This is a genomic window from Nocardiopsis chromatogenes YIM 90109 (assembly GCF_000341185.1).
GTDB lineage: Bacteria > Actinomycetota > Actinomycetes > Streptosporangiales > Streptosporangiaceae > Nocardiopsis_A > Nocardiopsis_A chromatogenes.
Window position 1 is genome coordinate 1 of the sequence record NZ_ANBH01000275.1, and the last position, 18,915, is coordinate 18,915.

Here is an 18,915-nt window from a genome sequence, read left to right on the forward strand (position 1 = left end):
CACGCCCGCCCCGACCGTCCGCGACCTCCGCACGTCTCAATATTCGGACGTCCGATCTTCAGGGTCGAGACGCGAGCACTCCTCCGTCGGGGCTAGGATTCACGGAAGAGGACGTCTCGATCGGGAGCACCCCATGCCAGAACTCCGCTCACGCACGGTCACCCACGGCAGGAACATGGTCGGCGCGCGCGCCCTCATGCGCGCCTCCGGGGTAGAGCGCGAGGACTTCGGCAAGCCGATCGTGGCCGTGGCCAACAGCTTCACCCAGTTCGTCCCCGGCCACGTGCACCTGCGCGAGGTCGCCGACGTCGTCTCCGGCGCCGTCCGCGAGGCCGGCGGGGTCCCCCGCGAGTTCAACACCATCGCCGTGGACGACGGCATCGCCATGGGCCACGGCGGCATGCTGTACTCGCTGCCCAGCCGCGAGCTCATCGCCGACGCCGTGGAGTACATGGTCAACGCGCACTGCGCGGACGCCCTGGTGTGCGTGTCCAACTGCGACAAGATCACCCCCGGCATGCTGCTGGCGGCGATGCGGCTGAACATCCCCACCGTGTTCGTCTCCGGCGGCCCGATGGAGGCCGGGCGGGTCACCGTGGTCGACGGCACCGCCACCAAGGAGCGCAAGCTCGACCTGATCAACCCGATGGTCGCCGCCGCCGACGAGAGCGTCTCCGACGAGGAGCTGGCCACCCTGGAGGAGGCCGCCTGCCCCACCTGCGGCTCCTGCTCGGGCATGTTCACCGCCAACTCGATGAACTGCCTGACCGAGGCGATCGGGCTGGCGCTGCCGGGCAACGGCACCGTGCTGGCCACCCACGTGGCGCGCAAGCGGCTCTACGAGGACGCCGGGCGGCTGGTCGTGGAGGCGGCGCGGCGCTACTACCAGGACGACGACCCCTCGGTGCTGCCGCGCTCGATCGCCACCCCGGACGCGTTCGCCAACGCCATGGCGCTGGACATCGCCATGGGCGGGTCCACCAACACCATCCTGCACCTGCTGGCGGCGGCCACCGAGGGCGGCGTGGGCTTCGGCCTGCCCGAGATCGACGAGCTCTCCCGCCGGGTTCCGTGCCTGTGCAAGGTGGCGCCGAACACCGAGAAGTACCACATCGAGGACGTCCACCGGGCGGGCGGCATCCCCGCCATCATGGGCGAGCTGGCGCGCGGCGGGCTGATCGACACCTCCCTGCCCACGGTCCACGGCAAGACCGTCGGCGAGTGCCTGGCCGAGTGGGACATCGTGGAGCCGACCGCCTCCCCGGAGGCGGTGGAGCTGTTCCACGCCGCCCCGGGCGGGCGGCGCACCACCAAGGCCTACTCCCAGGACGTGCGCTGGGACTCCCTGGACACCGACCGCGACGCCGGCTGCATCCGGTCGGTCGGCAGCGCCTACAGCCCCGACGGGGGGCTGGCGGTGCTCTTCGGCAACCTGGCCGCCGACGGGGCCGTGGTCAAGACGGCCGGGGTCGACGAGGAGCTGATGACCTTCAGCGGCCCGGCGAAGGTCTTCGAGAGCCAGGAGGACGCCGTCGACGGCATCCTCAACAAGCGGGTGGAGCCGGGCGACGTGGTCGTCATCCGCTACGAGGGCCCCAAGGGCGGCCCGGGGATGCAGGAGATGCTGTACCCGACCAGCTTCCTCAAGGGGCGCGGCCTGGGCAAGGCGTGCGCGCTGGTGACCGACGGGCGCTTCTCCGGAGGCACCTCGGGGCTGTCCATCGGCCACGCCTCCCCCGAGGCGGCGGCCGGGGGCGACATCGCCCTGGTCGAGGACGGGGACGTGATCAGCATCGACATCCCCAGCCGGGGGCTGGTGCTGGAGGTGGCCGAGGACGAGCTGGCCGCCCGGCGCGAGCGCCTGCTCAAGGAGCAGGGCGGCTTCCGGCCGCGCGCGCGGGAGCGGAAGGTGACCCCGGCGCTGCGGGCGTACGCGGCGATGGCCACGTCCGCCTCCACCGGCGCCTCCCGCGACGTGTCCCAGGTCGAGGGCTGACCCCGGGCGCCGCGCACGCGTAAGGGCCCGGTGTCCGGCCGGACACCGGGCCCGGGCCGTCGCGCCCTCGCCTTCAGCCCCCGCCGCAGCACCCGCCCCCGCAGCAGCCCCCGGCCGGTGCGGGGGCCTGGGCCACCCCGGCGACCGCGACGCGGGACAGCAGCTTGACGGTGTCGCCGTGGCCCCCGGGGCAGGACGCCGGGGCGTCCGACTCGGCCATCGGGCGGCTCAGCTCGAAGGTGGTGCCGCACTCACGGCAGGCGTACTCGTATCGGGGCATGGGGGAATCCTAAGCGCGGGCCGCGGGTGCCGTGCGGGCCGCGGCCGCCGCGAACGGCGTGCGCGGCCCGCACGGCACCCGACGGGGGTGGCCCGGGCCGGGTGGGACGTCGGAACGCCCGCCCCGGGCCGCCGCCTGTACGGTCAGGCCGCCTGGCGTGTCATGTACGGCGCCCACTGGGGGTCGCCGTGCTGCTCGCCGTTGATCAGCCGCCAGTGCAGCCCGCGGGGCACCGTGGGGGTGACGTTCAGTCTCCACCCCAGCTCGTCCAGGAGCCGGTCGGCCTTGCGGTGGTTGCACGGCTTGCACGAGGCCACCACGTTCTCCCACACGTGCGCGCCTCCCCTGGAGCGCGGGACCACGTGGTCGATGGTCTCGGCCCGCTTACCGCAGTACGCGCAGTGGTGCCCGTCCCGGCGCATCAGCGCGACCCTGGTGAGGGGGATCCGCCTGCGGTAGGGGACCCTGATGTAGCGGTGCAGCCGGATGACCGACGGCACCGAGAGCACCATCGACGCCGAGTGGAGCACCGTGCCCGCGGCATCCCCGTGCACCACCTCGGCCTTGTCCCGCAGCACCAAGAGCACCGCGCGGCGCAGGGGAAGCGTGGTCAGCGGCTCGTAACTGGCGTTGAGCAGCAGCACATGGCGGCTTACCGGACCGCCCTCCGTTCCGGTGGCGGCACTCATGCCTCCGCCCCCGGCCTGCGTGTCTCGACCCCGGCCAGCCGGTCGGCCAGCCAGGAGACCTCCCTGTGGGCCGGCCTGACGGCCGGCGCTGTCGACTCTTCCACACGGACCTCCCGTGGGTGGTTCCCGCCGAGTGACGTCCCGCAATCAGTTTGCTTTGTCCGACCGCTCCCCCGCCACCCCGTTTCTCCGCGGCGGCGCTGGACCACTGGGCTCCGATAATCGCGCAGCACGCCCCGGGATTCGGGGAAGCGCGCCGACCGGCGGCGCTTTCCCGCCGCGTTCCGCCGCCCTTCTCCCGGCTGGGGGCCGTCCCTGTCGGGCGTTTAAGTAGAGTTCAGGCATGCCTGATCTCCGCTACCCCCCTGCCGAGCGCCAGGACCTGGTGGACGAGCTGCACGGGACGCGCGTCGCCGACCCCTACCGGTGGCTGGAGGACGCCGGTGCGGCGCGCACCAAGGAGTGGTCCGCGGCCCAGGACGCGCTCTTCGCCGCCGCCGCCCGCGGCTTCACCGGGCAGGAGCGGTTCGCCGCCGACATCCGGGCGCTGCTGTCCGCCGGCCACNGCGGCGAGCGGTCGTTCTTCATGCGGCGCGCCCCCGAGGCCGAGCACGGCGTGCTGGTGACCGCCGCCCCCGGCGAGGGGGAGCGGGTTCTGGTCGACCCGAACGCGCTCGACCCGGCCGGGACCACCACGCTGGACTACTGGCGGCCCGACCGGGAGGGCCGCCTGCTGGCCTACCAGGTCTCCGAGGGCGGGGACGAGGAGCCGCTGCTGCGGGTGATGGACGTGGCCACCGGCGCGGTCGTGGACGGGCCCATCGACCGGTGCCGGTACTCCCCGGTGGCGTGGCTGCCCGGCGGGGAGGCCTTCTACTACGTGCGGCGCCTGCCGCCCGAGCAGGTCCCCGAGGATGAGGCACAGTACCACCGGCGGGTGTACCTGCACCGGGTGGGCGCCCCGGCCGACTCGGACACCGCGGTCTTCGGCGAGGGCCGCGGCATGACCGAGTACTACGGGGTGGCGATCGGCCGCGACGGGCACCACCTGGTGCTGACCGCCTCGGAGGGCACCTCGGCCAGCAACGACGCCTGGATCGCCGACCTGCGCGAGGGCCCGCTGGAGGCGCCGCGGCTGCGCCCCGTGCAGGAGGGCGTGGACGCCGAGGCCTCCCCGCACGTGGGGCGGGACGGGCGGATGTACGTGTTCACCGACCGGGACGCCCCGCGCGGCCGCCTGTGCGTGTGCGACCCGGCCGAGCCCGGGGCGGAGAACTGGCGCACCCTCATCGGGCCCGACCCGGAGGCGGTGCTGGACGACTACACCGTGCTCGACGGGCCGGAGCTGGAGCGCCCCCAGGTGGTGGCCTCCTGGCGGCGGCACGCCATCAGCGAGGTCACCCGGCACGACCTGGCCACCGGGGAGCTGCTGGAGACCGTGCACCTGCCCGGCCTGGGCAGTGTCGGCGGCCTGATGGACCGCCCCGAAGGCGGCCACGAGGTGTGGTTCACCTACACCGACCACACCGCCCCCGTCGGGGTGCACCGGCTGGACGCGCGCACCGGGCGGCTGGAGCGGTGGGCGTCGGCGCCCGGCGCCGACGGGCTGGACCTGCCGCCGGTCCGCACCGAACAGCAGGTGGCGGTCTCCCGCGACGGCACCCCGGTGCGGATGCTGGTGGTCCGCCCCGACGACGGGGACGACCGGCCGCGGCCCACGGTGCTGTACGGCTACGGGGGCTTCTCCATCTCCATGACGCCCGGCTACTCGGCCACCATCCTGGCATGGGTGCGGGCCGGGGGCGCCTACGCGGTGGCCAACCTGCGCGGCGGCCTGGAGGAGGGCGAGGAGTGGCACCGGGCGGGGATGCTCGGGGCCAAGCAGAACGTCTTCGACGACTGCATCGCCGCCGCCGAGCACCTGGTCTCCTCGGGCACCTCCCGCGCCGACGGCCTGGGGGTGATGGGCGGCAGCAACGGCGGCCTGCTGGTGGGGGCGGCCGTGACGCAGCGCCCGGACCTGTTCGCCGCCGCCGTGTCGTCGGCGCCGCTGCTGGACATGGTGCGCTACGAGCGGTTCGGCCTCGGGCGGCTGTGGAGCGTGGAGTACGGCAGCGCCGACGTGCCGGAGGAGCTGGAGTGGCTGCTGGCCTACTCGCCGTACCACAGGGTGCGCAAGGGGGTGCTGTACCCGGCGACGCTGTTCACCGTCTTCGACAACGACACCCGGGTGGACCCGCTGCACGCGCGGAAGATGTGCGCGGCGCTGCAGCACGCGACGGCGGCGCCGCCGGAGGAGCGGCCGGTGCTGATCCGCCGGGAGGCCCAGGTGGGGCACAGTGCGCGGTCGGTGAGCCGGAGCGTCGCGCTGAGCGCGCACCAGTTGGCGTTCCTGGCCCGGTACACGGGCATGGGCGGCGACGCGCAGGCCGAAGGCTAGGAGCGGGGGCGGGGCGGTGCGTCCCCCCGCCCCCGGCCCCGTCCTCTGCCGTCCTCGCCCGCCCGGCCCCGCCCCGTCCGCCGCTCGGGACCCCCGATATCCTGGGACGTCGTGCCCGGACGGGGGCACGAGTCGGACCAGGGGGGACGGACGAACGTGCTGGACACCGGGGCGGAACCGCAGAGCGCGCAGGCCGCGGGCGAGTGCGGCGCCGCCGCGCCGGGGCGCGGACGGCGCCACGTGCACCTCGCCCACGTGCGCTTCGCCGACCTGGACCCGCTGAACCACGTGAACAACGTGCGGATGCTGACCTACCTGGAGGACGCGCGCATCGCGTTCCTCAAGTGGGACGCCCCCGGGGAGGCCCCCGGCGGCCAGGCCGGGAACGGCGGCCCGTTCGGGGCCATGGTGGTGGCCCGGCACGAGGTGGACTACCTGGCCCCGCTGCTGCTGCGGCGGGACCCGGTGCGGGTGGAGACCCGCGTCACCGAGGTCCGCGGGGCCAGCTTCCGGCTGGCCTACGAGATCCTCGACGACGATCGGGTCTACCTGCGGGCCGAGTCCGTCATCGTCGGCTACGACCTGGAGCGGCAGCGCTCGCGTCGGCTCACCCCCGCCGAGCTGGAGTACCTGGAGGGCTACCGGGCCCCGGCCTGACCCTCCGCCGGGCCCTCCACCGGTGACGCGCCGGTGTCCCCGGCGTCCCCCGCGCCCGGTCCGCCGCCCTGTCCCAGGTCGCGGCCGCGGGTCTCCGGGGAGACGGCCACCGCCGCCAGGGTGATCACCGCCGCCCCCGCCACGTACACCGCCACCGGCACCGCCGAGGCGAACGCCGCCAGCAGCGAGGTGGCGATCAGCGGGGCCAGCCCCCCGGCGACGATCGAGGCGAGCTGGTAGCCGATGGAGGCGCCCGAGTAGCGTGTGCGGGTGCCGAACAGCTCGGAGAAGTAGGCGGCCTGCGGCCCGTACATGGCGGCGTGCAGGACCAGGCCCACCCCGGCGGCGGCGAGGATCGCCCCGAAGCCCGCACGGTCGACCAGCGGGAAGAACACGAACATCCACACACCGACCCCGGCGGCGCCGAAGGCGACCACGGGGCGGCGCCCCACCTTGTCGGACAGGGCGCCCCACAGCGGGATCGCCGCGAGCTGGACGACCGCCGCCGCCAGCAGGGCGTTGAGCACCGTGCCGCGCTCGGCCCCGGCCTCCTGCACCGCGTAGACCAGGATGAACGCGGTGATCACGTAGTAGGAGATGTTCTCGGCGACGCGGACGCCCATCGCCACCAGCAGCTCCCGCCAGTGGTCGCGCAGGACGGCGACGAGGGGCGCGCGCTCGGCGGGGCCGGACGCCTGCGCGGAGGCCTCGGCCTTGCGGGCGGCCTCCAGGAACACCGGGGACTCCGATACGGCCAGGCGGATGTAGAGGCCGATGAGGACCAGCAGCCCGGACAGCAGGAACGGGATGCGCCAGCCCCAGGCGTCGAAGGCCTCGGCGGGCTGGACGGCGGCCAGCACCGCCAGCACGGCGGTCGCCAGCAGGTTGCCGCAGGGCACCCCGGCCTGCGGCCAGGAGGCCCAGAAGCCGCGGTGCCGGGCGCTGCCGTGCTCGGAGACGAGCAGGACGGCCCCGCCCCACTCGCCGCCCAGGGCGAAGCCCTGGACGACGCGCAGCAGGATGAGCAGCAGCGGCGCGGCGACGCCGATGGTGGCGTATCCCGGCAGCAGCCCGATGGCGAACGTGGAGGCGCCCATCATCAGAAGGCTGATGACGAGCAGGCGCTTGCGGCCGGTGCGGTCGCCGAAGTGCCCGAAGACGAGGCCGCCGAGGGGGCGGGCGACGAAGCCGACGGCGTAGGTGCCGAAGGAGAGCAGGACCCCGGTGAGGGGGTCGGCGTCGGGGAAGAAGACGGTGCCGAAGACGAGGGCGGCCGCCGATCCGTAGAGGAAGAAGTCGTACCACTCGATGGTGGTGCCGATGAGGCTGGAGGTCACCACCTTCGCGAACGATCCGCGGGAGGCGGGGGCGCGCGTCGATGCCATGGGCGTCCACCTTTTCGGGGTCCGGGGGATCAGGGGTCGGTCGGCCGGCCGGTCGCCGGTCCCGGGACGCGAGGCCACGGGCCCGGCACGAGCAAGGTAGGCCCACGGTGTGGCAGGGGCCATAGGGGGCGGACACGGGGACGGGAGTCCTGCGGTGTCGGCAGGGCACATGCCGGACCGGCGGCGGCAGGGACGGGAGCGACGCAGCGGCGGGCGGGCAGCCGATCGCCCGAGAGGGCGGCGATGGGCACGACCGGCCCCCGAGCACCGCCCCGGCCGGGCGGCGAGCGCCCGGTGAGCGGGGGAACTGGCGGTCACGTCCGTTGGAGTGGTGTCGTTTCCGTCCGACCAGACCAGCGCGACCGTCGCAGCGTCGGGGCGGCCCCACCCGTGCATCGGTGCCCTGACCAGGATGGCGTCCGCTGGAGTGGTGGAACTTTCGGCGGCCGCGGCCGCCCTGGACGGTCGCTCTTCGGCCGCCCGCCGACAGCCGGGGCGCCGGTCAAGGCACCGACACTGAGACGGGCCGCCGCAGGGCCGTGACGCTCCACTGGCCTGGCCCGACGGAAATTCCGCGGACGTGACCCCGGTGCGACCGTCACGGCCTTGGAGTGGCCCCACTCCCCTGCATCGGCGCCCTGCCAATCGACAGTCGGCCTTAGGCCCGCCCTCCCAGGGCGGCCGGAAGTTCCGCAGACGCCATCGCCAATAGTCGCGCCCCGACGGACGCCACCCTGTGGAACCCGCTCCCCCTCATGGCTTCGGCGCACATGGAGATCGCTACCTGTGTGGTCTGTGCCGCCATGACCGATTCACCGGGGCCCACCTACATTGATCCCCGGGCGGCCGCCAAGGCGCCTGACGAGCGCCGAGCGGGCCGTCGACCACCCGCCCCCTCCCTCTGCCCCCGGGTGGGCGGAGCGACCCGCCGGTGCGTGCGACGAGACGAGGTGAAGACGCCGTGACCACCACCGAGCAGCGCCCCGAACCGCTGGCCGGACCGCTCGACCTGGACGGGCGGACGGCCGTGGTGACCGGGGCGGCCTCCGGCATCGGGCGCGCCTGCGCGCTGCGCCTGTCCGCCGCCGGGGCCGACGTGCTCCTCGTCGACCGGGACGCCGACGGGGTCGAGGCGCTCGCCGCCGACGGCGCCGGCCGGGCCCACGTCGTCGACCTCGACGCCCCGGCGGCGGCCGCGGCCGTCGGCGAGGGCGCCGACATCGTCGTCAACAACGCCGGAATGCAGACGGTCTCCCCTGTCGAGGACTTCCCTCCCGAACGTTTCGCCCTGATGATGAGGGTGATGGTCGAGTCGCCCTTCCGCATCGTGCGCGCCGCGCTCCCGCACATGTACGCGCGCGGGTGGGGCCGGATCGTGAACATCTCCTCGGTGCACGGGCTGCGCGCCTCCCCCTACAAGTCGGCCTACACCACCGCCAAGCACGCCTTGGAGGGCTTCTCCAAAGCGGTGGCGGCCGAGGCGGCGCCGCACGGCGTCACCTCCAACTGCGTGTGCCCCGGGTATGTGCGCACCCCGCTGGTCGAGGGGCAGATCGCCGAGCAGGCGGCCGCGCACGGCATCCCGCCCGAGGAGGTCGCCGAGCGCGTCCTGCTGGCCCGCGCGCCGCTCAAGCGGCTGCTGGAACCCGCGGAGGTGGCCGAGGCGGTCGCCTACCTGTGCGGACCGGGGGCGGCGTTCATCACCGGGTCCTCGTTCGTGCTCGACGGCGGCTGGAGCGCGACCTGAACCGGCCCGCGGCCCCGCTCCCCGGCCCGGTCGGCGGCGAGGGGCCGCAGACCTGGTTCCTGCGCCTGCTGCTGCGCGACGCGCCCGCAGTGGAGTACGAGCGCCCTCTGATGGACGCGCGGGCGGCCGGGTGGGACGCCGAGCGGCTCGCCGAGCTGGAGACCACCAAGGTGCTGGCGCTGGAGGTGCGGTCGGTGCTGGCCGACCGGCGGCGGCGCGAGTCGGAGCTGGCGGCGCTCTACGAGACCGCGAGCGACCTGGCGGGCATGCGCGACCTGGACCGGGTGCTGCACGCCATCGTCGACCGCGCCCGCAACCTGCTGGGCACCGACACCGCCTACCTGACCCTGCGCGACCAGGAGCGCGACGACGGCGGCACCAGCATGCGGGTCACCTCGGGGTCGGTCTCGGCCCGGTTCCAGCGGCTGCGGCTCAGCCCCGGCGACGGCCTGGGCGGACTGGTGGCCCAGACGGCCCTGCCCTACGTCACCGCCAACTACCTCAACGACGCCCGGTTCCTGCACACCGACGACATCGACGCCGGGGTGCGCGAGGAGGGCCTGGTCGCGATCCTCGGGGTGCCGCTGCAGCTGAACGGGCGGGTGATCGGGGTGCTGTTCGCGGCCAACCGGCGCGAGCGGCCGTTCTCGCACGAAGAGGTGGCGCTGCTGGGGTCGCTGGCCGCGCACGCCTCCATCGCCATCGACAACGCGGGCCTGCTGGAGGACACCCGGGCGGCGCTGGAGGAGCTGGGCGAGGTGAACCAGCGGCTCACCGAGCACAGCGCCGGGGTGGAGCGGGCGGCGGCCGCCCATGAGCGCTTCACCGACCTGGTGCTGCGCGGCGGCGGCGTGGAGGACGTGGAGGCGGCGGTCAGCGAGGTGCTGGGTGGCCGGGCGCACCTGGTGGGCGAGCCTCCGCCCACCGCTGGGGCGGGCCGCACCGGCGGCGTAGGCGCGGGCGGCGGCGCCGGAGGCAGGGCCGCCGGTGAGGGCGCCGACGAAGCGTGCACCGACGGAGCGGCCGACGGGTGCGCCGCCGGTGGGGGCGACGACGGCGGAACGGACCGCCGGGCGGTGGAGGAGGCCGTCCGCGCGGCGCGGGCCGGGGGGCGTGTGGTGCAGGGCGAGCGGGTGTGCGCGGCGCCGGTGATGGCGGGCGGCGAGCCGCTGGGCACCCTCGTCCTGGAGGGGGTCCGGCTGGACGCGGCGGACCTGCGGATCCTGGAGCGCGCGGCGATGGTGATCGCGCTGCTTCTGGTGGTGCGGCGGTCGGCGAGCGAGGCCGAGCACCGGGTGCGCACGGCTCTGCTGGACGCGCTGCTGGACGGTCCGGGGACGGACGGCGCCGACGGGGCGTGGGCGGACACGCTGCGCCACCGGGCGGCCCGGCTGGGGGTGGACCTGGACGCCCCGCACGAGGCGGTGACGGCCGAGGCGCCGGGGGCGCACGCGGGGCGGCTGGCGTCGGCGGCGCTGCACCTGGCGGAGACCGGCGGCGGGCTGGCGGGGGCGCGTGGGCCGGTGACCGTGCTGGTGCTGCCGCACGGGGAGGGCGCGGCGGCGGCGAAGGCGCTGTCGGCGGCAGTGAATGCGCAGGTGACGGCGGGTGTGGCGGAGACACGGCCGGGACCGGCGGGGGTGCGGGAGGCGTTCGCCGAGGCGAGGCGGTGCCTGCGGGCGCTGACGGCACTGGGGCGCCGGGGCGAGGTGGCCCGCCCGGAGGACCTGGGGTTCCTGGGCCTGCTGCTGGGCGGCGACCGGGACGTGCGCGGCTTCGTGGAGGCGACGCTGGGGCCGGTCATCGCCTACGACGCGGAGAAGGGCACGGCGCTGACGGAGACGCTGCGGGCGTATTACGCGCACGGAGGGAGCCCGGCGAAGGCGAAGGACGCGCTGCACGTCCACGTGAACACGGTGACGCAGCGGCTGGACCGGGTGGGGCGCCTGCTCGGCCGCGACTGGCAGACCCCGCAGCGGGCCCTGGAGATCCAGACGGCGCTGCGCCTGCACACCCTGCTGCACGGCGGCGTGGACCTGGAGGGCGGCACGGGCCGCGACGGCTGGTAGAGGTCTCATGGCGGCTCTGCCCCGAGACCCGACCCCGTCTGTCCTCCGCCGGGCCCCGACGGTTCGTGAGGCAGCAGGGCCCACTCATGGCCCCGGCCGGGCGGCGGGTCGCCAGAGTGCGGGGGAATGGCGACGACGAGGAAGGTCCGCGCCCCTTCCAGCAGCGTCGTCCAGTGCCGGGCGTGGAGATGGTCGCCGTGATGGGCGGCGACGGGGGTGAGCCGGGCGGTTCCCCGGCCCTGCCTGCCGGGCGTCGGGGTTCTTCTTACTTCCGGGTAGGCGGCGGAGCAGATGCCCCGCTCACGGGCTCCAGCCGGGTGGCAGGCCGCCGGGCGCTAGGAAAAGCAGCAGCGACGAACGAGGTCGGCGACCCTCGCGGTAGCGCTGTCGGCCGCTGGGCGTGTGCGTGGTCGCCGCGTGTCGGGCGGCGACCATCCGCACACCCGCCACCCGACAGCGCTACCGAAGAGGCCGCTGATCCTTCCTCGTCGCCGCCTCCCACCTCGCATCCCGGCGGACGGCCGGGGCGGGGAGCGGGGCACCAGCTACGCCGTCGTTGCCGGGGCACGGTGGCCATCCACGCGCCTGGCGGCCGACAGCACTGCCGCAAGGGATGACCGACCGTCGTCGTCGCCGCCCTCCGGCGGCCCGCCACCCGGCAGGGGCCCATAAGCGGGGCACCAGCTCCGCCGCCCCCTGTCCGGACCGCGAGGGACCTGCCCTCCGGCAAGCAGGGGCGGGGAACCGCCCTGCTCACCCCGTCGCCGCCCCACACGGCGACCACGTACACGCCCAGCGGCCGACAGCGCTGCCGAAGGGCCCGCCGGCCTTGCCTCGTCGCCGCTCTCCGCCTCACGCACCGGCGGTCCGCCGCCCGGCCGGGGCCCAGAAGCGGGGTACCGGCTCCGCCGTCGTTGCCGGGGCACGGTGGCCATCCGCACGCCTGGCGGTCGATAGTGCTGCCGGATGGGGCGCGGACCTTCGTCGTTGCCGCCCACCACCCCACACCCCGCCGACCCGCCGCCCGGCCGGGGGCGTGCGTGGGGTGCCTGCCGAGCCGTCGTCCCCCTTCCCCTCCGCGCACCGAGGGAAGGGGGTACTGGCCCATGACCACGCTCCGTCGCCGTGGTGCTTGGCCCGCTTCCGGTGGAAAGCCCCGACTCTCCAGGGCATCCCGGCGCTGAATGTATTCGTTTCCGCTCGCGTCAGCACAATCGGCGATTAGGGTGTCACTGGCTGTAATTCACGGGCGGGGCCTCCCGCCCGCGGTGTGACTGTCGGGTGCGATCGGGGGAGGTCGAGGTGGCGGTGGCCGATCGGTGCGTCACGCCCTGCGCGCGGTCCCTGGTGAACAAGGTGCGCGGGTGGCCCGTCTTCCACCAAGCACCGCCGATGCTCGCCTTCATGGGGGTCGTCCTCCTAGCGGCGATGGCCGCGCTCCCGCCCGCCGCCGCGTCCGCGCCGCTCCGAATCCGCGACGCCCTCCTCTTCTCAGCCCTGGTGCTGTGCGCGGCCCTGTGCGTGGAGGCGATGCGCCGCCTCGGCACCCCCTCCGGCCTCACCCGGGACCTCTTCGGCGCCTGGTGGATTCCCACACTGCTCCTCCTGCCGCCCGTCTATTCGCTGCTCATCCCCATCCCCGTCTACCTCCTCCTCCAGTTCCGCATACGGCGCACCATGGTGCACCGCAGGGTGTTCAACGCCGCCTCGGTCGCGATCGCCGGGGCGGCGTCGTCGTGGCTCTTCCACACGGTGGCCGGTATCCCCGCAGGGGAGGCGGAGCGGGCCGTCCCCGATGTGCTGTTCACCCCGTCAGGGGCGCTGCTGGCGTTCGTGTGCTGTGCCCTGTTCACCGTCGTGAACACCGCGATCATCACCGTCGCCGTCCGGCTCAGCGCCCCCGACGCCCCCTGGCGCCGCCTGCTGTGGGACCGGGAGGCGGTCACCGTCGACAGCGTGGAGCTGTGCGTCGGCATCACGGTGGGCATCCTGTCCGGACTGTCGGTGCTCCTGCTGGCCATCGCCCTGCCGCCGGTACTGCTCCTCCAGCGCAGTCTGATGTACCAGCAGCTCCAGGCGGCGGCCCGCAACGACCCCAAGACGGGGCTGCTCAACGCCACCACCTGGGAGCGAGAGGCGGGCACCGTCATCCAACAGGCGCGGCGGGACCGGCAGCGGGCGGCGGTGCTCATCATCGACATCGACCACTTCAAGAGGGTCAACGACACCTACGGCCACCTGGTCGGTGACCAGATCCTGCACGCGGTGGCGACGACCCTGGACGGGCAGCTCCGCCCGCGCGACGTCATCGGGCGGTTCGGCGGGGAGGAGTTCGTCGTCCTGCTCCCCGAGACCGACCTGGCCGACGCGTGCAAGGTGGCCGAGCGGCTGCGCCGGCGGGTGAGCGCGCTGCGGCCGCTGGTGGAGGGGGTGCCGATCGACGTGACGGTGTCGATCGGGGTGGCGCTGCTCCACGTGCACGGGGACGACCTGGTCGACCTGATGGCCCTGGCCGACCTCGCGCTGTACCGGGCCAAGGACGCGGGCCGGGACCGGGTGCGCCTGCCGATCACCGGCGAGGGGCTGGTCCCCGGCCAGCAGCGGGGGGACCAGGCCCCGGCCCGCCGCAGCGCACGCGGTTCCTGAGCGCAGCGCACCCGCTTTCCACAGGCGGAAGGTCCGTCCCCGCTGTGCGTGGCGGAAGCCGCACAGTGGGCGCATGACCTCAGATGACCGCATGCCCCCGGGCGCCGCGCCCCCTGTGCTCGCGCTGCGCCGTCCCGAAGACGTCATCCGCGCCGTCCCCGCCCTCCTCGGCCGCTCGCCTGAGGACTCCGTGGTCGTGCTCGGCCTCCGGGGCGCCTCCGGCCGGGTCCACATCGCCCTGTCCGCCCCCGCCGACGAGCCGCCCGACGGCTTCGCCTACGCCACCGCCGAGGCGCTCGCCGCCGAGGGGTGCGGCTCCGCGCTCGCCGTCGGCTACGGCCCCGCCGCGCGGATCACCCCGCGCATGGACGCCCTCCGCGAAGCCGTCCGGCTCCACGGGGTCGAACTGCGCGACGCCCTCCGTGTCACCGACGGGCGGTACTGGTCCTACCTGTGCCCCTCGCCCGATTGCTGCCCGGCCGAGGGGGTCCCGGTGCCCCGGGGCGGCCCCCCGGGCGTCCCGCCCGGCGCGCTGCGCGCGGGGCCCTCGGACGCGAGCGAGGCGGTGGCCCCGGTGGGCGGGCCCGAACGCGACCGGATGGACCGTGCCACCACCGCCGCCGAGGCCCGCTGCGCCCGTATGTGGAGCACCCGGGACACCGGCGGCCACGCGGCCTTCGGCACCGCCTTCCGCGCCGAAGGCCTGCGCGAGGTCCGGGCCGCCGTGGCCGGGGCGCTCGCCGGGCGCCCACCGGGCGGGGCCGACCGGGTGGCCTGGCTCGCGCTGCTGCTGGTGTCGGTGCGGGTCCGGGACGAGGCGTGGGTGCACATCCGCGCCGAGAACGCCGCCCTCCATGCCGACCTGTGGCGCCGGGTGTTCCGCATGGCCGACCCCGGCTACGCCGCCGCCCCGGGGTCGCTGCTGGCCTTCTCGGCCTGGCTGGGCGGCGACGCCCCGCTCGCCGAGGCGGCGCTGCACCGGGTCGCCCGCCTGGCGCCGCGCTACTCGATGGCGGCGCTGATCCGCCAGGCCCTGGACCACAGGATCTCCCCGGACCGGTGGCGGCCGGTCACCCCGGAGTGGCTGGAACGCAATTCCCCGGCGGACGGGCCGACGGAGCGCCCGCCGGAGTGTCCGAAACCCCCGGAAGGAGAAGGCCCGACGCCGTGATCGTGTGCCGGGCACATGCGCGAACGCCCTAGGCTGGAGGCATGCCGGAGTACATCTTTACGATGAAAGACGTGCGCAAGGCGCACGGCGACAAAGTCGTCCTGGACAACGTGTCGGGCTCCTTCCTGCCCGGAGCCAAGATCGGGGTCGTGGGGCCGAACGGCGCGGGCAAGTCCACCCTGCTGAAGGTGATGGCCGGCCTGGAGCAGCCGTCCAACGGCGAGGCGCGCCTGATGCCCGGGTTCACCGTGGGCCTGCTGGCCCAGGAGCCCGAGCTCGACGCCGACAAGACGGTCCTGGAGAACGTCGAGGAGGGCGTCGCCGAGACCAAGGCGATGCTGAGCCGCTTCAACGAGGTCGCCGAGAAGATGGCGACCGACTACTCCGACGAACTCCTCGAAGAGATGGGCAAGCTGCAGGAGCAGCTCGACCACCGCAACGCCTGGGACCTGGACAGCCAGCTCGCCCAGGCCATGGACGCCCTGCGCTGCCCCCCGGGCGATGCCGCCATCTCCCAGCTCTCCGGCGGCGAGAAGCGCCGCGTGGCGCTGTGCAAGCTCCTGCTGGAGCAGCCCGACCTGCTCCTGCTCGACGAGCCCACCAACCACCTGGATGCCGAGAGCGTGCAGTGGCTGGAGCAGCACCTGGCGAACTACCCCGGCACCATCGTCGCCATCACCCACGACCGGTACTTCCTCGACCACGTGGCCGGGTGGATCCTCGAACTGGACCGCGGGCACTTCTACCCCTACGAGGGCAACTACACCACCTACCTCGACAACAAGGCCTCCCGCCTCAAGGTCGAGGGCCAGAAGGACGCCAAGCAGGCCCGGCGCATCGCCGACGAGCTGGAGTGGGTGCGCTCCAACGCCAAGGCCCGCCAGAGCAAGAGCAAGGCCCGCCTGCAGCGCTACGAGGAGATGGCCACCGAGGCCGCCAAGACGCGCAAGCTCGACTTCGAGGAGATCCAGATCCCTCCCGGCCCGCGCCTGGGCACCAGCGTGGTCGAGGTCAAGAACCTCACCAAGGGCTTCGACGACCGGATCCTCATCGAGAACCTGAGCTTCTCCCTGCCGCCCAACGGCATCGTCGGCGTCATCGGCCCCAACGGCGTCGGCAAGACCACGCTGTTCAAGATGATCGTCGGCGAGGAGGAGCCGGACAGCGGCAGCATCGCCGTCGGGGACACGGTCAAGATCTCCTACGTCGACCAGTACCGCGCCCGCATCGACGACAAGAAGAACGTCTGGGAGGCCATCTCCGACGGCGAGACCTTCATCCAGGTCGGCAACGTCGAGATCCCCAGCCGCGCCTACACGGCGGCGTTCGGGTTCAAGGGGTCGGACCAGCAGAAGCCGTCCGGGGTGCTCTCCGGCGGCGAGCGCAACCGGGTGAACCTGGCGCTCACCCTCAAGCAGGGCGGCAACCTGCTGCTGCTGGACGAGCCCACCAACGACCTGGACGTGGAGACCCTGGGGTCGCTGGAGAAGGCGCTGCTGGACTTCCCCGGCTGCGCCGTGATCACCTCCCACGACCGCTGGTTCCTCGACCGCGTCGCCACCCACATCCTGGCCTGGGAGGGCGGCTCGGACTGGTTCTGGTTCGAGGGCAACTTCGAGGCCTACGAGAAGAACAAGATCGAGCGCCTGGGCCCGGACGCGGCCCGGCCGCACGCGGTCACCCACCGCAAGCTCACCCGCGACTGACGGGGAGGCGAACGGTCCGGCATCGGCGCGCGGCGGGCACCCGGCAGGGGCCCGCCGCGCTCCGCGTTCCGGCGCGCCGCCGCGGCCCGTCCGTATTCCCGGATCCGTGATCTCTCGAAGCGGACTCGCCCTCGGCGGCGGGGGCGCATAAGCTGGCAGCCGATTATGACTTCCGCGCGCGATGACCAAGTGACGTTCTATGACGCCGTCGGCGGTGAGGCGGCGTTCACCCGCCTCGTCCGCCGCTTCTACGAAGGGGTCGCCGGGGACCCGGTGCTCCGGGCGATGTACCCGGAGGAGGACCTGGGCCCGGCGGAGGAGCGCCTGCGCCTGTTCCTGATGCAGTACTGGGGCGGGCCGCGCACCTACTCCGATCAGCGCGGCCACCCGCGCCTGCGCATGCGGCACTTCCCTTTCCGCATCGGCGCGGCCGAGCGCGACCGGTGGCTGGAGCACATGCGCGCCGCCGTGGACTCCCTGGAGCTGCCCCGGGAGCTGGACGCCCGGCTCTGGGAGTACCTGGTCTACGCCGCGCACAGCATGGTGAACGTGCCCGAGGAGGAGGACCGGCCGCAGGTCGAGAACCCCACCGGGATCACCGTCGCCTCGGGCTCGGAGGCCGCCCCGCGCGAGGACGGGGACGACGACGGCGGTGAGACGGTCACGATCTCCCTGAAGTGACGGGGACGGCGGCCACCGCGGCCGCCGCGAACACCGCGCAGGCGGCGAACACGGCGGGCAGCCCCGCGCCGTCGATCACCGGGGCCATCATCACCGGGGTGAGGGTGGTGCTGACGGCCTGGAGCCAGTTCTGCACCGCCAGCGCCCGACCGGCCCACGCGGTCCCGGCGATCTCGGCGACGGAGGTGAAGGTGAGCCCGTTGTGGCTCATCGACAGCACCAGGCAGACCAGCAGCAGCGGCACCGCCGTCCAGGGGGCGGCTCCGGGCGCGGCGGCCAGGAGCAGCAGGCAGCAGGTGGACACCGAGGCCAGGACGCGCACCGGGCGCATCCGGTCACCGATGCGGTCCGACCCCAGGCCGAGCAGCAGCCGCCCGGCGGCACCCGGCACCTGGGCGGCGGCCACGACCGCCCCGGCGGCGGGGGCCGACCACCCGTGCTCCTGCACCAGGTAGACGAGGGCGTAGGCCATGAGGGAGATCTGGGGGACACCCAGGAGCATGCTGACGCCGTGGACCCGCCAGATGGTCCAGGCGCGGTAGGGGGAGGCGGACGGTCCGCGCGCGGAGTCCGGCTCCCCCGGCCCACTTGCCCCACCCGCCCCTTCGGGTGTCCCGCGGCCTTCGGCCGGTTCACTCTTGGCGCGCTTGTCCCCGGTGGGCCGCTGCCGCGGCGGCGACGACAGCAGCAGCACGGTGGGCGCGGCGGCCGCGGCCAGGGCGGCGGGGAGCAGCATCGCGCCGATGAACCCCCAGCGCTCGGCGGCCCCGGGGAGCACGACGGCGGCGATGCCCATGCCGAGGGGCAGGGCTGACTGCCGGATGCCCATGGCCAGGCCGCGCTCGCGGGCGGCGAACCAGGAGAGGATGAGGCGTCCGCTCGCCGCGTTGACCGGGCCGCCCGCGGCCCCGGCGAGGAACAGGACGCCGCCCACCGTCCAGGGGCCGGTCGCCAAGGGGAGCAGGGCGAGCGACCCGGCGGTGAGCAGGAGGCTGAGCGCCATCGTGGGGCGCTCGCCGACCCGGTCGATGACCACGCCCCAGGCGAGGAGGGTGACCAGGAGCCCGAAGGCGGGAAGGCCGACGAGCATCCCGGCCTGCGCGGTGGAGAGCCCATAGGCGTCCCGGAGCTGGGGGAGGACGTAGGGGACTCCGTACAAGGCGGCGACGCTGGCGATCTGCGCGACCATGCTGATGGAGAGGATCACCCAACGATTCCGAACCCGCACCGGGCCAGCCTAGGACGTGGCGCCGCACCCGTTGCCCACCGGGTTCCGCCTGTCGGGACGGATGAGGGCCTTCTCCAAGGCGCCGAGTGCCGTCCGGCCCGAGAGGCGGCGCGTCAGAGCACCCTGCCCGCCTCTTGGGGCCCGGCGGGCGTGTGCGTGGTCGTTGGACTAGCGGCGACGGGGTGTTCCCGGCCCTGCCTGCCGGGCGGCAGGCCCCTCG

At 74.4% G+C, this 18,915-nt stretch carries 13 protein-coding genes; 9 read left to right on the forward strand and 4 right to left on the reverse strand.

Annotated elements, in window-relative coordinates; all coding sequences use genetic code 11:
- Positions 1-133: 133 nt before the first annotated feature.
- Complete coding sequence (gene ilvD / locus D476_RS0125070) at positions 134-1,996, forward strand: dihydroxy-acid dehydratase (protein WP_083939630.1); 1,863 nt, start codon at positions 134-136, stop codon at positions 1,994-1,996.
- A 73-nt stretch (positions 1,997-2,069) separates the two neighbouring features.
- Here ilvD and D476_RS0125075 read toward each other — a convergent pair whose 3' ends face one another.
- Both D476_RS0125075 and D476_RS0125080 read right to left on the reverse strand, forming a co-directional pair.
- Positions 2,070-2,276, reverse strand: a complete 207-nt coding sequence (locus D476_RS0125075; RefSeq protein ID WP_017626666.1) for an FmdB family zinc ribbon protein — start codon at positions 2,274-2,276, stop codon at positions 2,070-2,072.
- 143 nt (positions 2,277-2,419) lie between these two features.
- Positions 2,420-2,920, reverse strand: coding sequence for an HNH endonuclease (locus D476_RS0125080; protein ID WP_017626667.1), 501 nt, complete (start codon positions 2,918-2,920; stop codon positions 2,420-2,422).
- A gap of 388 nt (positions 2,921-3,308) precedes the next feature.
- Here D476_RS0125080 and D476_RS0125085 point away from each other — a divergent pair, with 388 nt between their 5' ends.
- A complete protein-coding gene (locus D476_RS0125085; RefSeq protein ID WP_026123841.1) occupies positions 3,309-5,405 on the forward strand; it encodes a prolyl oligopeptidase family serine peptidase in 2,097 nt (698 codons plus the stop codon).
- 156 nt (positions 5,406-5,561) lie between these two features.
- Positions 5,562-6,062, forward strand: coding sequence for an acyl-CoA thioesterase (locus tag D476_RS0125090; protein ID WP_017626669.1), 501 nt, complete (start codon positions 5,562-5,564; stop codon positions 6,060-6,062).
- On the opposite strand, the gene D476_RS0125095 is transcribed toward D476_RS0125090, so the two are convergent.
- The gene (locus D476_RS0125095; RefSeq protein WP_017626670.1) at positions 6,044-7,447 is read right to left on the reverse strand and encodes an MFS transporter; all 1,404 of its coding nucleotides are present in this window, start codon (positions 7,445-7,447) and stop codon (positions 6,044-6,046) included. The two genes, D476_RS0125090 and D476_RS0125095, sit on opposite strands and share 19 nt — an antisense overlap.
- Before the next feature lie 961 nt (positions 7,448-8,408).
- On the opposite strand from D476_RS0125095, the gene D476_RS0125105 reads away from it, so the two are divergent.
- The 6 genes from D476_RS0125105 to D476_RS0125130 all read left to right on the forward strand — a co-directional run bounded on the left by D476_RS0125105 (position 8,409) and on the right by D476_RS0125130 (position 17,467).
- Positions 8,409-9,194: a 3-hydroxybutyrate dehydrogenase gene (locus tag D476_RS0125105; protein WP_017626672.1), complete on the forward strand. Its 786-nt coding sequence runs from the start codon at positions 8,409-8,411 to the stop codon at positions 9,192-9,194.
- The gene (locus D476_RS0125110) at positions 9,179-11,263 is read left to right on the forward strand and encodes a helix-turn-helix domain-containing protein (RefSeq protein WP_040727035.1); all 2,085 of its coding nucleotides are present in this window, start codon (positions 9,179-9,181) and stop codon (positions 11,261-11,263) included. Before D476_RS0125105 ends, D476_RS0125110 begins: the two co-directional genes overlap by 16 nt.
- A 1,302-nt stretch (positions 11,264-12,565) precedes the next feature.
- Positions 12,566-13,909, forward strand: coding sequence for a GGDEF domain-containing protein (locus tag D476_RS0125115; protein ID WP_017626674.1), 1,344 nt, complete (start codon positions 12,566-12,568; stop codon positions 13,907-13,909).
- 73 nt (positions 13,910-13,982) lie between these two features.
- The gene (locus D476_RS34470; protein ID WP_083939633.1) at positions 13,983-15,080 is read left to right on the forward strand and encodes a DUF4192 domain-containing protein; all 1,098 of its coding nucleotides are present in this window, start codon (positions 13,983-13,985) and stop codon (positions 15,078-15,080) included.
- Positions 15,081-15,121: 41 nt separating this feature from the next.
- A complete protein-coding gene (gene ettA, locus D476_RS0125125; RefSeq protein WP_026123842.1) occupies positions 15,122-16,786 on the forward strand; it encodes an energy-dependent translational throttle protein EttA in 1,665 nt (554 codons plus the stop codon).
- A gap of 189 nt (positions 16,787-16,975) precedes the next feature.
- Positions 16,976-17,467, forward strand: a complete 492-nt coding sequence (locus tag D476_RS0125130) for a globin (RefSeq protein WP_017626676.1) — start codon at positions 16,976-16,978, stop codon at positions 17,465-17,467.
- Here D476_RS0125130 and D476_RS0125135 read toward each other — a convergent pair.
- Entirely contained in the window at positions 17,448-18,695 is a 1,248-nt protein-coding gene (locus D476_RS0125135) for an MFS transporter (RefSeq protein WP_192826426.1), read from the reverse strand. The genes D476_RS0125130 and D476_RS0125135 overlap by 20 nt on opposite strands.
- Between the last annotated feature and the right edge of the window lie 220 nt (positions 18,696-18,915).

What these genes read in the sequence shown, in the direction of transcription:
- ilvD (WP_083939630.1), top strand. Translation starts at nt 134, where the DNA reads ATGCCAGAACTCCGCTCACGCACGGTCACCCACGGCAGGAACATGGTC.
- D476_RS0125075 (WP_017626666.1), bottom strand. Translation starts at nt 2,276, where the DNA reads ATGCCCCGATACGAGTACGCCTGCCGTGAGTGCGGCACCACCTTCGAG.
- D476_RS0125095 (WP_017626670.1), bottom strand. Translation starts at nt 7,447, where the DNA reads ATGGCATCGACGCGCGCCCCCGCCTCCCGCGGATCGTTCGCGAAGGTG.
- D476_RS34470 (WP_083939633.1), top strand. Translation starts at nt 13,983, where the DNA reads ATGACCTCAGATGACCGCATGCCCCCGGGCGCCGCGCCCCCTGTGCTC.
- ettA (WP_026123842.1), top strand. Translation starts at nt 15,122, where the DNA reads ATGCCGGAGTACATCTTTACGATGAAAGACGTGCGCAAGGCGCACGGC.